The sequence below is a fragment of the Elusimicrobium sp. genome, from assembly GCA_015062115.1.
Classification (GTDB): domain Bacteria; phylum Elusimicrobiota; class Elusimicrobia; order Elusimicrobiales; family Elusimicrobiaceae; genus Avelusimicrobium.
In genome coordinates this window covers 20,000-32,220 of record SUVG01000002.1, presented here as the reverse complement: position 1 = coordinate 32,220, position 12,221 = coordinate 20,000, and the positions used below count along the sequence as shown (strand labels likewise).

The 12,221-nt window shown below is 47.6% G+C and carries 23 protein-coding genes; all 23 read right to left on the bottom strand.

Going from position 1 to position 12,221, the window contains the following annotated elements; all coding sequences use genetic code 11:
• Positions 1 to 120 precede the first annotated feature (120 nt).
• Complete coding sequence (locus E7027_01410) at positions 121 to 1,164, bottom strand: rod shape-determining protein (protein MBE6420794.1); 1,044 nt, start codon at positions 1,162 to 1,164, stop codon at positions 121 to 123.
• Positions 1,165 to 1,174: 10 nt separating this feature from the next.
• Positions 1,175 to 1,519, bottom strand: a complete 345-nt coding sequence (locus tag E7027_01405; GenBank protein MBE6420793.1) for a 50S ribosomal protein L17 — start codon at positions 1,517 to 1,519, stop codon at positions 1,175 to 1,177.
• A gap of 15 nt (positions 1,520 to 1,534) precedes the next feature.
• On the bottom strand, positions 1,535 to 2,530 hold the full coding sequence (locus tag E7027_01400) for a DNA-directed RNA polymerase subunit alpha (GenBank protein MBE6420792.1): 996 nt from the start codon (positions 2,528 to 2,530) through the stop codon (positions 1,535 to 1,537).
• A gap of 14 nt (positions 2,531 to 2,544) precedes the next feature.
• Positions 2,545 to 3,210 carry a 30S ribosomal protein S4 gene (gene rpsD / locus E7027_01395; protein MBE6420791.1) on the bottom strand — a complete coding sequence of 222 codons (666 nt, stop codon included), beginning with the start codon at positions 3,208 to 3,210 and terminating at the stop codon, positions 2,545 to 2,547.
• Positions 3,180 to 3,596: a 30S ribosomal protein S11 gene (gene rpsK / locus E7027_01390; protein ID MBE6420790.1), complete on the bottom strand. Its 417-nt coding sequence runs from the start codon at positions 3,594 to 3,596 to the stop codon at positions 3,180 to 3,182. Before rpsK ends, rpsD begins: the two co-directional genes overlap by 31 nt.
• A gap of 19 nt (positions 3,597 to 3,615) precedes the next feature.
• Positions 3,616 to 3,990 (bottom strand): 30S ribosomal protein S13, encoded by a 375-nt coding sequence (rpsM, locus tag E7027_01385; protein MBE6420789.1) that lies wholly within the window; start codon positions 3,988 to 3,990, stop codon positions 3,616 to 3,618.
• A 21-nt stretch (positions 3,991 to 4,011) separates the two neighbouring features.
• Positions 4,012 to 4,125, bottom strand: a complete 114-nt coding sequence (gene rpmJ, locus E7027_01380) for a 50S ribosomal protein L36 (protein ID MBE6420788.1) — start codon at positions 4,123 to 4,125, stop codon at positions 4,012 to 4,014.
• On the bottom strand, positions 4,126 to 4,338 hold the full coding sequence (infA, locus tag E7027_01375; protein ID MBE6420787.1) for a translation initiation factor IF-1: 213 nt from the start codon (positions 4,336 to 4,338) through the stop codon (positions 4,126 to 4,128). It lies immediately after the preceding gene.
• Positions 4,339 to 4,410: 72 nt separating this feature from the next.
• Positions 4,411 to 5,163 carry a type I methionyl aminopeptidase gene (map, locus tag E7027_01370; GenBank protein ID MBE6420786.1) on the bottom strand — a complete coding sequence of 251 codons (753 nt, stop codon included), beginning with the start codon at positions 5,161 to 5,163 and terminating at the stop codon, positions 4,411 to 4,413.
• Positions 5,160 to 5,798 (bottom strand): adenylate kinase, encoded by a 639-nt coding sequence (locus tag E7027_01365; protein ID MBE6420785.1) that lies wholly within the window; start codon positions 5,796 to 5,798, stop codon positions 5,160 to 5,162. The genes map and E7027_01365 overlap by 4 nt, the downstream gene beginning before the upstream one ends.
• A gap of 181 nt (positions 5,799 to 5,979) precedes the next feature.
• The gene (gene secY, locus E7027_01360) at positions 5,980 to 7,317 is read right to left on the bottom strand and encodes a preprotein translocase subunit SecY (protein MBE6420784.1); all 1,338 of its coding nucleotides are present in this window, start codon (positions 7,315 to 7,317) and stop codon (positions 5,980 to 5,982) included.
• Positions 7,317 to 7,778 (bottom strand): 50S ribosomal protein L15, encoded by a 462-nt coding sequence (locus tag E7027_01355; protein ID MBE6420783.1) that lies wholly within the window; start codon positions 7,776 to 7,778, stop codon positions 7,317 to 7,319. The genes secY and E7027_01355 overlap by 1 nt, the downstream gene beginning before the upstream one ends.
• Before the next feature lie 18 nt (positions 7,779 to 7,796).
• Positions 7,797 to 8,390, bottom strand: a complete 594-nt coding sequence (locus E7027_01350; protein MBE6420782.1) for a 30S ribosomal protein S5 — start codon at positions 8,388 to 8,390, stop codon at positions 7,797 to 7,799.
• 17 nt (positions 8,391 to 8,407) lie between these two features.
• Positions 8,408 to 8,773: a 50S ribosomal protein L18 gene (locus tag E7027_01345; protein ID MBE6420781.1), complete on the bottom strand. Its 366-nt coding sequence runs from the start codon at positions 8,771 to 8,773 to the stop codon at positions 8,408 to 8,410.
• A gap of 2 nt (positions 8,774 to 8,775) precedes the next feature.
• Complete coding sequence (locus E7027_01340; GenBank protein MBE6420780.1) at positions 8,776 to 9,327, bottom strand: 50S ribosomal protein L6; 552 nt, start codon at positions 9,325 to 9,327, stop codon at positions 8,776 to 8,778.
• 9 nt (positions 9,328 to 9,336) lie between these two features.
• On the bottom strand, positions 9,337 to 9,729 hold the full coding sequence (rpsH, locus tag E7027_01335; GenBank protein ID MBE6420779.1) for a 30S ribosomal protein S8: 393 nt from the start codon (positions 9,727 to 9,729) through the stop codon (positions 9,337 to 9,339).
• A 72-nt stretch (positions 9,730 to 9,801) separates the two neighbouring features.
• Positions 9,802 to 9,987, bottom strand: a complete 186-nt coding sequence (locus tag E7027_01330; GenBank protein ID MBE6420778.1) for a type Z 30S ribosomal protein S14 — start codon at positions 9,985 to 9,987, stop codon at positions 9,802 to 9,804.
• A gap of 17 nt (positions 9,988 to 10,004) precedes the next feature.
• Positions 10,005 to 10,598 carry a 50S ribosomal protein L5 gene (gene rplE, locus E7027_01325; protein MBE6420777.1) on the bottom strand — a complete coding sequence of 198 codons (594 nt, stop codon included), beginning with the start codon at positions 10,596 to 10,598 and terminating at the stop codon, positions 10,005 to 10,007.
• A gap of 17 nt (positions 10,599 to 10,615) precedes the next feature.
• Positions 10,616 to 10,924, bottom strand: coding sequence for a 50S ribosomal protein L24 (locus E7027_01320; protein ID MBE6420776.1), 309 nt, complete (start codon positions 10,922 to 10,924; stop codon positions 10,616 to 10,618).
• Between the two features lies 1 nt (position 10,925).
• A complete protein-coding gene (rplN, locus tag E7027_01315) occupies positions 10,926 to 11,294 on the bottom strand; it encodes a 50S ribosomal protein L14 (protein MBE6420775.1) in 369 nt (122 codons plus the stop codon).
• Between the two features lie 28 nt (positions 11,295 to 11,322).
• Positions 11,323 to 11,592, bottom strand: coding sequence for a 30S ribosomal protein S17 (gene rpsQ, locus E7027_01310; GenBank protein ID MBE6420774.1), 270 nt, complete (start codon positions 11,590 to 11,592; stop codon positions 11,323 to 11,325).
• A 9-nt stretch (positions 11,593 to 11,601) separates the two neighbouring features.
• On the bottom strand, positions 11,602 to 11,805 hold the full coding sequence (locus tag E7027_01305; GenBank protein MBE6420773.1) for a 50S ribosomal protein L29: 204 nt from the start codon (positions 11,803 to 11,805) through the stop codon (positions 11,602 to 11,604).
• A gap of 3 nt (positions 11,806 to 11,808) precedes the next feature.
• Positions 11,809 to 12,219 (bottom strand): 50S ribosomal protein L16, encoded by a 411-nt coding sequence (rplP, locus tag E7027_01300; GenBank protein ID MBE6420772.1) that lies wholly within the window; start codon positions 12,217 to 12,219, stop codon positions 11,809 to 11,811.
• Positions 12,220 to 12,221: the final 2 nt, after the last annotated feature.

Genomic DNA, 12,221 nt, shown 5'->3' with positions numbered 1-12,221 from the left:
CGGCCCGTTTGTTTTTAATCTCAAGGCACTTGGCCTTCGGTTTGTGTGCCCAAATAAAAAAACGGACACGGTCCCTTTTACAGAACGCGTGTCCGCTTAAATGGTTTCAAAAGCCCTAGGCTAGAAAGATTTACTGCGGGAACCGAAGAAACGGGAACCTTTTTCGTTCAGTTGTTCCAAAAATTTACCCGTGCCCAACGCCACGCAACTAAGAGGATCAGCCGCGCGGTGGACGGGGATATCCGTTTCTTTACGGATTAACTCCGTAATTCCTCTTAAAAGACTTCCGCCTCCGGCAACCACCAAACCTCTGTCTACGAGGTCAGCAGCCAATTCCGGCGGGGTTTCTTCCAAGGTGCTTTTGATTACATCAATAATCAACCGCACCGGTTCCATTAAAGCCTGACGGATTTCTTCCGAAGTAACCGTCAAGGTGCGCGGCAAACCTTGTGTCTGGTCGCGTCCTTTTACTTCCATGGATTTTTCTTCTTTCAAGGGATAAACGGAACCCAAGTTAATCTTTACTTCCTCGGCGGTGGTTTCGCCAATGATCAGATTGTATTTTTTGCGGAAATACTGCACAATGCACTCGGTCAACTCGTCACCGGCAACATCAATAGATTTGGCTACGACCATTCCGCCCAGCGAAATGACGGCCACTTCCGTTGTGCCGCCGCCGATGTCAACAATCATGCTGGCGTGCGGTTCCGCAATCGGCAAATCGGCACCCATGGCCGAAGCCATGGGTTCTTCGATCAAATATACTTCCCGGGCGCCGGCCTGACGGGCGGCGTCGTCCACTGCGCGGCGTTCTACGCCGGTAATGTCCGAAGGGATACCAATAACAATCCGGGGGCGTAACAGACTGCTGCGGCTATGCACTTTGCGAATGAAATAGCGGATCATTTCTTGCGTAACTTCGAAGTCCGCAATTACACCGTTTTTCATCGGGCGCACGGCCACAATGTTGGCGGGGGTTCTGCCCAGCATTTGCTTGGCTTTAGAGCCTACTGCCTTCACTTCGCCGGTTTCTCTTTCCACGGCAACCACAGAAGGTTCGCGTAGCACAATCCCTTTGTCTTTGACATAGATAAGACAGTTGGCCGTGCCAAGGTCCATTCCCAAGTCAGAAGAAAAAAGTCCCCCGAGATAGTCTATTACCATTTAGTTTCCCCTAGTCAACCAATTTGATGATGGCTACTTCGGCGTTGTCGCCTTTGCGCAGCCCCGCGCGGTAAATGCGGCAGAAGCCGCCGGCGCGGTTGGCATAGCGGACAGCCAACACTTCAAACAGTTTTTTAACGGCGGTCGCATCTTTCAAAGTATCTTTAGCGGCGCGTTCGTTATTGGCCTTGGCCAAAGTGATGAGTCCTTCCACCACGCGTCTTACTTCTTTGGCTTTTTGCACGGTCGTCGTCACTTCTTCGTGAAGGATAATGCTGGTAGCCATGTTGTTAAGCATCGCTTTGCGGTGGGACGCAGTCTTGCCAAGTTTTCTGTATCCGGTATTCTTAATCATACTAAAACTTACTCCTTAAAATTTCATACCCAAAGAAAGATTCATTTCGGCGAGTCTTTCTTTGATTTCGTCCATAGATTTGGCACCGAAGTTCTTAATCATTTTCAAGTCATCTTCGGTCATTTTCACCAAGTCGCGCACCGTGTTGATGTTTTCGGACTTGAGGCAATTGATGGAGCGGGAAGAGAGTTCGATGAATTCAATAGATTGGTTCAACAACTCATCTTGCTTAGAAGCGGCGCTGGAGGTGTTTACCCCGGTAGCGACGGTTTCTTCTACCACGGCTTCATCGCTAGTGGTAGCTACGCAATCTTCTTCTCCTTCAATCGTGAAAATGTGCAAGGATTTGGACAACAACACCGCAGCACGGTGAAGCGCTTTAGCAGGAGCCAAGGTGCCGTCCGTGGTGATTTCCAAAATCAAGCGGTCATAGTCCGTCTTCTGGCCGACACGGGCAGGTTCCACATCATAGTGAACCTTCACAATCGGGGAAAACAACGCGTCCATGGGGATAAACCCGGCCGGGCGTTGGACTTTGGCCAAATCTTCAGCGGGAACATAGCCTTTACCGCGGGAAATTTCAATTTCCATTTCCAGACTGCCACCTACTTCCAAGGTAGCCAAAACCAGGTCTTTATTGACAATTTCAACCCCGTCGGTTTCTTCAATGTCGGCGGCCGTTACAACACCGGGTTTGGCGGCGTGTAATTGCAAATATTCACGAGTTTTGCCTTCCATCTTCACGCGAAGGTGTTTGAGGTTGAGCAAAATGTTGATAACATCTTCCCGGACATTGGGAACCGTGCTGAATTCGTGCACGGCACCGGCGATTCTGACGGCGGTAACAGCGGCACCTTCCATACCGGAAAGCAAAATCCGGCGCAGAGAGTTACCTACAGTGTGGCCATAGCCGCTTTCGTACGGTTCGGCAATGAATTTGCCGTAAAAGTCGGACGCGGTTTTTTCTTCTAATTGAATCGCCTGGGGAAGTTTAATTTCGTTCAAAGCCATTATAAGCCTCCAAACTATTTAGAATAGTATTCTACAATCAGCTGCTCATTGACAGGGTAGGACATTTCCGCTCTGTCGGGCCATCTCAAAAGTTTACCGGTTAATTTTTCCGCGTCATATTCCAAGAAACTGGGGCGCTGGTTGCGTTTTTCGGTTTCGGTTAAACCTTGTTTCACTTGTACGTTTTCGGCCAAGGATTTATCCAAGGTTACTTTATCACCAATACGCAATTGGTAAGAAGGAACATTTACCGATTTACCGTTTACCGTCACATAACCGTGGAGAACGATTTGGCGGGCGGTTTTCAAAGAAACGGCAAAACCTAAGCGGCGCACAATGTTATCCAAGCGGGTTTCCAATTTGCGAAGGAAGTTTTCACCGGTTTGGCCTTCGGCTCTGGCCGCGGCGGCAAACATATTGTGAAACGGAATTTCCGACATACCGGATTGCAATTTGGCTTTTTGTTTTTCTTGCAAGCGGATACCGTATTCGGAAATTTTGGCTTTTCTTACTTTACCGCCACGTTTGGTAACGGCGGCCAATTTGTCAATCACACAGTTGGTGTAACATTTGGTTCCTTTTAAGAAAAGTTTGCAATCTAATTTTCTGCATTTTTTGCAGCTGGGTCCTGTATATCTAGACATAAATTTTATACTCTCCTGGCTTTGGGCGGTCTGCATCCGTTGTGGGGGATGGGGGTAATGTCTTTAATGGAAGACACGATAAGGCCGGCTTGTTGTACGGCACGCACGGCGGTTTCGCGGCCTTGACCAGGCCCGCAGACCTTAACGGCTACTTCGCGCATACCGAGCGCAACGGCTTTTTCGGCCGCTTTGTTGCTGGTGATTTGCGCAGCAAACGGAGTGCTTTTCTTGGTGCCTTTGAAGCCGTGAGAACCGGCGGTAGACCAAGCAATCGTGTTACCTTTATCGTCAGACACGGTTACAATCGTGTTGTTGAACGAGCAGTAAATGTGCACGACACCGAAAGCAGGGGCTTTCGCGTTTTTCTTTTTACCTTTCGCCGCAGTTTTAGCCGCGGACGTTGTTACTTTTTCTTCTGCCATATATTAAATCCTTCTAAAGTTATTTGGTTTTGGAACCCACGGTTTTTCTTCTGCCGCGGCGGGTTCTGCTGTTGGTTTTGGTGCGTTGGCCGCGGACGGGCAGATTGCGGCGGTGGCGCTGGCCTTTGTAGGAACCAATTTCGATCATGCGGTGAATGTTTTGGGCAACTTCACGGCGAAGTTCACCTTCAACTTTGTATTCTTTTTGCAAGATCGTGTTCAAGAGACCGGCTTGTTGTTCGGTCAAATCTTTCACGCGGGTGGCGGGATCAATTTGGCCTTCTAATTTGGCAAGCACTTCTTTCGCGTTTTTCTTGCCGATGCCATAAATGTATTCCAACGCGACATCTATTCTTTTGTTTTTCGGTAAATCAATACCTGCGACTCTAGCCATATTTTATAAAACTCCTATAAATTAACCTTGGCGCTGTTTGTGTTTCGCGACTTCGCAAACCACACGGACGACGCCGTTGCGTTTAATGATTTTGCATTTCTGACATATCTTTTTTACACTGGCTCTAACTTTCATTTATTTCTCCCTATAAGTTATTCTTCCGCGGGTCAGATCATATGGGGAAAGTTCCAACTTCACCTTGTCGCCCGGAAGAATTCTTATATGATGAACTCTCATTTTGCCGGATATGTGTCCCAGAATTACTTTACCGCCCGGTATTTCAATTTTGAACATTGCGTTGGGCAGGGCTTCCAGAACTTTACCTTCAATTTCGATTTTATCGCTCATACAACTCCGAGTGCGGATAAATCCAGAACAAACGCAATCCGCGCTTTTCCTTTTACGGAAGCGCGAAGCATTTTATTCAAAAGCAGTGAGAATCTCGCTGCCGTTAGCGGTAACGGCTACCGTGTGTTCAAAATGGGCCGCATATTTGCCGTCCATTGTAACCACCGTCCAGCCATCATCCAACTCCCTGACTTTATAAGTTCCCGCAGTCAACATGGGTTCTATTGCGAGTACCATTCCCGCTTGTAACACAGGGCCGGTACCCGGCTTACCGAAGTTCGGTATGCTCGGTTCTTCGTGCATATTACGGCCAATACCATGCCCGCAATAATCGCGAACCAAACCCATATTATGTAACTTGGCAAAAGTTTCCACCGCGTTTTGCACATCGCCTAAACGACGGCCCGGTTTGATTTGGCCGATTGCTTTATACAAAGATTTTTTGGTAACGTCCATCAATCTTTGGGCCTCATCAGAAACTTCTCCCACGCCGAGGGTGATTGCGGCATCAGAACAGAAACCGTCAAGGCGGGCTCCTGTATCTATACTGATAATATCACCACTCTTTAATATTCTATCTTTTTTTGGGATTCCGTGCACGACTTCTTCATTTACCGAGGCGCAAATGCTGGCCGGAAACCCGTAATAACCGAGAAAAAGCGGTGTCGCTCCGAAGGAACGAATCGTTTTTTCGGCTGCGATGTCCAACTCAAGCGTGGACACACCGGGCTTTACCATTTCGGTCATCAACTTAAGAACCGCCGCGGTAACTTTGCCGGCTTCACGCATTTTTTGGATTTCGCTTTCGTTTTTTACTTCAATCATTTTACCTTCTCAAGGACTTTTACAATGTCCTCAAAAACCTGTTCGGGGGTTTGATCCCCTTTTACTTCCACATATTTCCCGCTGTTTAGATAATAATTTTTCACCGGTAAAGTATCGCGATGATATACTTCCAAGCGGTGTTTGGCGCTTTGCGGCGTATCATCTGCACGGGTGTATAATTCCCCCTCACATACGGGGCAGTTCGCCAACGGAGCCTTTATATCCACATGCAAAATTGCTCCGCATTTTTTGCATTGACGGCGGGAACAAATACGGTTTATCACTTCCCCTTCCGGCAAATCAATCATTACCACATGGGTAAGATCGCGGCCCAACCGTTTCATCATTTCGTCCAACACCCGGGCTTGTGCCACCGTTCTGGGGAATCCGTCAAAAATAATTCCTTTTTCCGTATTCTTGACTTTGTTTTCCAACATGGAAGCAATCATTTCGTCCGGTACTAAATTTCCGTTATTGATAATCCCGGCAATTTGTTTGCCTAACTCCGAACCGGATGCAATTTCTTTACGAAGGACTTCTCCCGTGGAAATATGTTGTAAATCAAACTTTTGTTGCAACTTTGCTGATTGGGTGCCTTTTCCCGCACCCGGACAGCCCATCAAAACAATATTCACTTTCTATCAATCCTCATTAACTTACAGACAACTTTGCGTTTAGGCCCTCACAGACCCAAACGCAAAATCGTCCTTACGGCAAATTAAAACTTTTCAAAAAACAGTATTTCACAAAAGTTGCTTTTGTGCCAAGTGCGATTAAAAACCGACACAAAGCACAAAAGCAAAATTGATTAAAACCTTATTGACCGACGTTAAACCAGCGGCCTTTAATCCGTTTGGAGCCTTTCATCAACGGTTCATAGTTGCGGGCCAATAAGTGGGCTTGTACTTGGCCGACCGTATCCAACGCTACCCCTACAACGATGAGGAGCGCCGTTCCGCCAAAATAAAAGTCCACGCCGAATTTCGCACGGAAAGCGTCCGGCATGACCGCAATTAAACACACAAAGATAGCCCCACAGAAGGTCAAGCGGTTCATCACCCATTCAATGTAATTCTTGGTGGGTTCTCCGGGGCGAATACCCGGAATAAAACCGCCCCATTTCTTCATGTTATCAGCCAAATCGGACGGGTTAATCGTCATCGAATTGTAGAAATAGCAGAAGAAAATGATGAGCGCGGAAAACAGAATCATATACAGCGCGCTGCTATGATTCATAGATTCCAACAACTTTTGCGCCCAAGGAGCTTCTTGGTTGAAACTGGCAATCGTTAACGGCAAGGAAATAACGGAGGAGGCAAAGATTACGGCAATTACACCGCTTTGATCGATTTTAAGCGGCAAATAACTGGTTTGCCCGCCATAGGTTTTGTTCCCTACCTGGCGTTTGGCATATTGCACCGGGATTTGGCGTTGGGCCGTTTCCAACCACACCACCAAAGCCGTAATAACAATAGCCGCACCGAAAATAACGAGCGCCATAAAAAAGTCCATTTCGTCCGTTTTCACGCGGTTGACCACTTCCATAATAGCACCGGGCAAGCGGTCTACGATTCCCGCAAAGATGATAAGAGAAATACCGTTCCCTACCCCTTTTTCGGTAATCTGTTCACCTAACCACATAACAAACATCGTGCCCGCCGCCAGGGTGAGCACAGTGGTGACGAAGAACATAAAAGACGGATTCACTACCGCCGATACGCCGCCCGCGCCTTCCACACGCGTGATGGCAAAAGTCATCATAGACCCTTGTAAAAGGGCCAAAAACAGTGCAAAAATACGGGTAATCTGGTTTTCTTTTCTTCTGCCGGATTCACCTTCTTTATGCATGCGGTCTAATGCCGGGAAAATGTGAGCCCCGCGCACCAACCCCATAATGATGGAGGCGTTAATGTACGGCATGATACCCAAAGCCAAAATGGAAAATCTGCCCAAAGCACCGCCCGAAAAGATATTCATAAAACCGAGAATACCGTTTTGGTGGGCAGCGAACATTTGTTTCAAAACTTCCGTATTGATACCGGGTATTGGGATTGCAGCGGCAATCCGGAAAACAGCCAACGCCCCGATCAAGAAGAGAAGTCTCTTCTTGAGTTCGGGGGCGTTAAAGATATTTGCAACTGTGTTGTTAGACATTATTTGGTCTTTTGTTCAATAACAGTTACAGTGCCGCCGGCTTTTTCAATCGCCGCTTTGGCGGTGGCAGAAAAACCGTGAGCAGACACTTTCAAAGCCTTCGTGATGGTACCATTGGCCAACACTTTCACGCGGGTAACATCATGGATGATACCGGCTTTTTTCAAGGCTTCGGGGGTTACTTCGGCACCCGCCGCAAAGGCTTTTTCCAAAGAGCCAACGTTTACATAATCAAAACGTCTGGCAAAATCTTTATTGGAAAAGCCGCTTTTCGGCGTATGGCGGATAAGAGGCATTTGTCCGCCTTCTTTACTTTCTTTGCGGGTGTTACCGGAGCGGGAAGACTGACCTTTCATCCCTTTGGTGCAGTAGTTGCCCAAACCGGAACCGGGGCCTAAGCCCAAGCGTCTTTTTTCTTTTCTAGACCCATGTTTAGGGAAAAGTTTATTCAAAGTTACCATTTTTATCTCTCCACAAAACTATTCGGCCTTCGCGGCTTCGGTTTCCGCTTTGGGGGCTTCAGCCACAGGGGCGGCTTTACCGCGCACAGCGTTCACGGTTTCTTTGCTTTTCAATTGTTTGAAAGCTTCCAAGGTCGCATAGACCAAGTTGCACGGGTTCGTGCTGCCAAGGCTTTTGGCCAACACGTCTTTGATACCGGCAGCTTCAAACAACAAGCGCACACCGCTACCGGCGATTACACCGGTACCGGGGGCCGCGGGTTTCATCCACACGGAAGCGGCACCGAATTTACCGATGGTTTCGTGCGGAATGGTTTCGCCCACGATCGGGAACGTGATCATGTGTTTGCGCGCATGGGATTCAGCTTTAGCAATAGCCAACTGAACCTGATTCGCCTTGCCAATAGCAACGCCCACTTTGCCCAAGCCGTTTCCGACTACTACGAGCGCGCGGAAGCCAAAGCGTTTACCGCCTTTGACTACCTTGGCCGTTCTGGCAACGTGGATAACCGTGGTTTTACCTTCTACCGCCGGTTTTGCTTTTTGAAACTCGGCTCTTTTGCCTTTCGCTTCTTTTCTGTTGTCGCTTTTCACGAGCGTTTCATTGGACATTAAATTCACCTATGACCTTAGAATTTCAATCCTGCTTCTCTGGCGGAATCAGCAAGAGCTTTGATTCTGCCATGGTAAACGCGTCCGCCGCGGTCAAACATTACTTCCGTAATGCCTTGTTCAATCGCTTTTTTGGCGATGACGGCACCCAGGGCTTTCGCCGCTTCGATGCTCTTGGCGGAGGTTTCAAACTTGCCTTCAAATTCTTTAGACAACGTGGTAGCAGACACTAAAGTGCTGTGGGTGTTGTCGTCAATAATTTGGGCGTAAATGTATTTAAGACTTCTGTAAACGGAGAGTCTCGGGCGGACGGCACCGTTTCTCAAAAGATGTCCGCGGCTGCGGTCTTTTCTGTATTGGTATCTTTCTTGTTTAGTAGCCATAATTATTTACCTCCCGCCGCAGTTTTACCAGCTTTGCGAGTAATATGTTCGCCCTGATATTTGATACCACTGCCTTTGTAGGGCTCCGGCGGTCTAAGTCTTCTGATTTTAGCAGCGAAATCGCCCACTTTGAACTTATCGCTACCTTTAATCGATACCGCGCCGGATTTGGGATCCACCACGACCGTAAGGCCGGCGGGGATATCCAAATTGACGGGGTGAGAGAAACCGAGTTCCAAGTTCAGTTTGGTACCGGCCACATTGGCACGATAACCCAAACCGTTGATTTCCAACACTTTGGTAAAACCGTTGGTTACGCCTTCAATGATATTGAAAACGTTAGCGCGGGTAGTACCATGCAAAGCGTTGAGTTCTTTCACGCGGTTTTCGGCTACGGAGAAAGTCAATACGCCGTTTTCCAAGTTCGGGGTAATGCCTTCCGGAATGGAATAAGACAAGGTGCCCAAAGCGCCGGTGGCGGTGATTACGCTGTCTTTAATTTCCACTTTGGTAGCGGCGGGAATATTGATGATTTTTTTACCAATTCTGCTCATATTCCCCCCTTACCAAACTTGGCACAACAATTCGCCGCCGATTTTTTCGGCTTTGGCTTGAGCGTCCGTCATTACACCTTTAGAGGTGGAAAGAATCGTTACGCCAAAAGCACCGCGTACTTTCGGAATGTTGTTGTAAGCGCTGTAAACGCGGGAACCGGGTTTGGAAATACGTTTCAAACCTTGGATTACGCATTCGTTTTCAGGCGTATATTTCAAGAACACTCTGACGACGCCGCCTTTGGTTTCGTTGTGGACGGCTTTGAAATTGGCGATGTAGCCTTCTTCTTTCAGTACACGCGCAATTTCGGTTTTAATTTTAGAAAAAGGGATATCCACTTTTTCTTTCTTTTTCATGTTAGCGTTTCTTACTCTGGTTAAGAAATCTGCGATCGGATCCATGTGTATAGGTTACCTCTCCAAACCACTTTCCGTTATACGGAGTTGGCCCGAAAAAGGTACCTCCTCCTTAAATTACCAACTCGATTTTCTAAGACCCGGGATTAAACCCTGGTGTGCCATTTTTCTCAGGCAGATACGGCAAAGGCCGAAGTCGCGGTAGTAACCTCTCGCGCGCCCACAGACTTGACATCTGTTGTGATAGCGCACGGCGAACTTTTGGTCTTTAGCCATTTTTGCAACCCATGCTTTAGTAGCCATAAAGTTTCTTGCTCCTTTTATTTAGCCGCTTTGCGGAAAGGCATACCCATGTAATCCATGAGCAAGCGACCGCTGGCGTTGTCGGCGGCAGTGGTGACGAACGTAATGTTCATACCATGGGCTTTAGGCGATTTTTCAACATCAATTTCCGGGAAGATATAATGTTCTTTAATACCCAGGTTCAAATTGCCTTTACCGTCAAAGCTGGCATTGAAGCCCTGAAAGTCGCGGATGCGGGGGCAAGCAATGCAGATGAAGCGTTCCAAGAATTCATACATTCTGGCACCGCGCAAGGTTACGCGCACACCGATGGGCATACCTTCTCTAAGTTTGAAGTTAGAGATAGATTTTTTAGCACGGCGGATTTGAGCGGCTTGACCGGCAATAGCGGTCAAATCGTCTTTGGCGATTTCCAGCGCTTTGATATCTTCGCGAGCTTCTTTGACGCCGATGTTAATCACGATTTTCGTGAGTTTCGGCACGGCCATGGGGCTTTTGACGTTCATGTCTTTGAGCAAGGCCGGAAGCACTTTTTCTCTGTAAAGGGCCTGCAATTTGGGCGTATAGCCTTCGGGCGCCTTCGTTACATTTTTAGTTTCTTTCTTAGTCATTTTTAACTGTACCTAGATTAAATGATCGGCTCATTGCATTTGCGGCAGACGCGCGTTTTGGTGCCGTCAGCCGAGATTTGCACTTTGGGCGTCATGGCTTTTTTGCATTTGCCACAGACAATGGCTACGTTGGAAGCGTCCAACGCGGCTTCTACTTGTACAATGCCGCCCTGCTTGTTTTGAGAAGGTTTCACGTGTTTGGAAACCATGTTTACACCCGCTACTACTACTTTGTTTTTGGACGGGTTAACAGATTTCACTTCGCCCTTCTTGCCTTTGTCCTTACCGGACAATACTAAAACGGTATCTTTTTTCTTGATGATCATACTATACCACCTCAGGAGCCAAGGAAATAATTTTCAAGAAATTCTTTTCGCGCAGCTCTCTGGCAATAGGACCGAATACACGGGTGCCTTTGGGTTCCCCATTATCGTTGATGATGCAAACGGCGTTGTCATCAAAACGAATGTAGGAACCGTCTTTTCTTCTTCTTTCGCGGGCCACGCGAACTACTACGGCGCGGACCACGTCGCCTTTTTTAATGGCGGAGGTAGGGATCGCATCTCTGACGGAGCACATAATAACGTCTCCCAAAGTTGCGATATCCCGGTGGTGGCCGCCGCGCACTTTAAAGCATTGAACTTTACGCGCGCCGGAATTGTCGGCCACATTGACGATGCTTCTTAATTGAATCATACTTTAATAACTCCGTAGTTTTTAGAAACTAAGCTCTGGCTTTTTCCACAATTTTGGAAATGCGCCATTTCGTCGTTTTGGAAACGGGGCGGGTGCTCATAATTTCCACTTTATCACCGATTTTGGTTTCGTTGGCCTCGTCGTGAGCATGGAATTTAGCCGCTCTTTTAAGCGTTTTGCCATAGCGTTCATCATGCACCAAGCGTTCTACACATACCGTGCGGGTTTTGTCCATTTTATCGGACACTACCACACCGCTCAGCACTTTTCTTTTGGCACGGGTTTCTTTATTTTCCATTTTGAACCTCTATTTTTGCTCTTTTTTCTGGTTGATCAGCGTTTGCAAAAGGGCAATTTCGCGTCTTACCGCTCTAATTTCCATCGGGTTGGCGATGGGAGTGGTGCTGTGTTTGAAAAGAAGGTTAAATTTCTTTTCTTGGGCTTTGCCGAGCGCTTCGTTCAGTTCGGCCAACGTTTTTTTCTTCAAAACTTCTTTTTCGTTCGTTTTCATAAACTACCTTCTGGTTACCAGTTTCGTTTTGATCGGCAGTTTGTCGGAAGCCAAACGCATGGCTCTTTTGGTATCTTCCAGCGTAGCGCCTTCCAATTCGAACAAAATTCTGCCGGGCTTCACCACAGCGGCCCAGTATTCGGGCGCACCTTTACCTTTACCCATACGGGTTTCGGCGGGGTGTTTGGTAATGGCTTTGTCCGGAAATACACGGATCCAAAGTTTACCTTTTTTCTTGATGAAGCGGGACAAAGTAATACGGGCAGCTTCAATCTGCCGGGCGGTAATCCATTTGGGTTCTAAGGCTTTCAACCCAAATTCACCGAATACCACTTCCGTGCCGCGTTTGGCATTACCTTTAATGCGGGGCGCGCTGAAGGGCTTGCGGTATTTTACTCTTTTAGGCATTAACATAA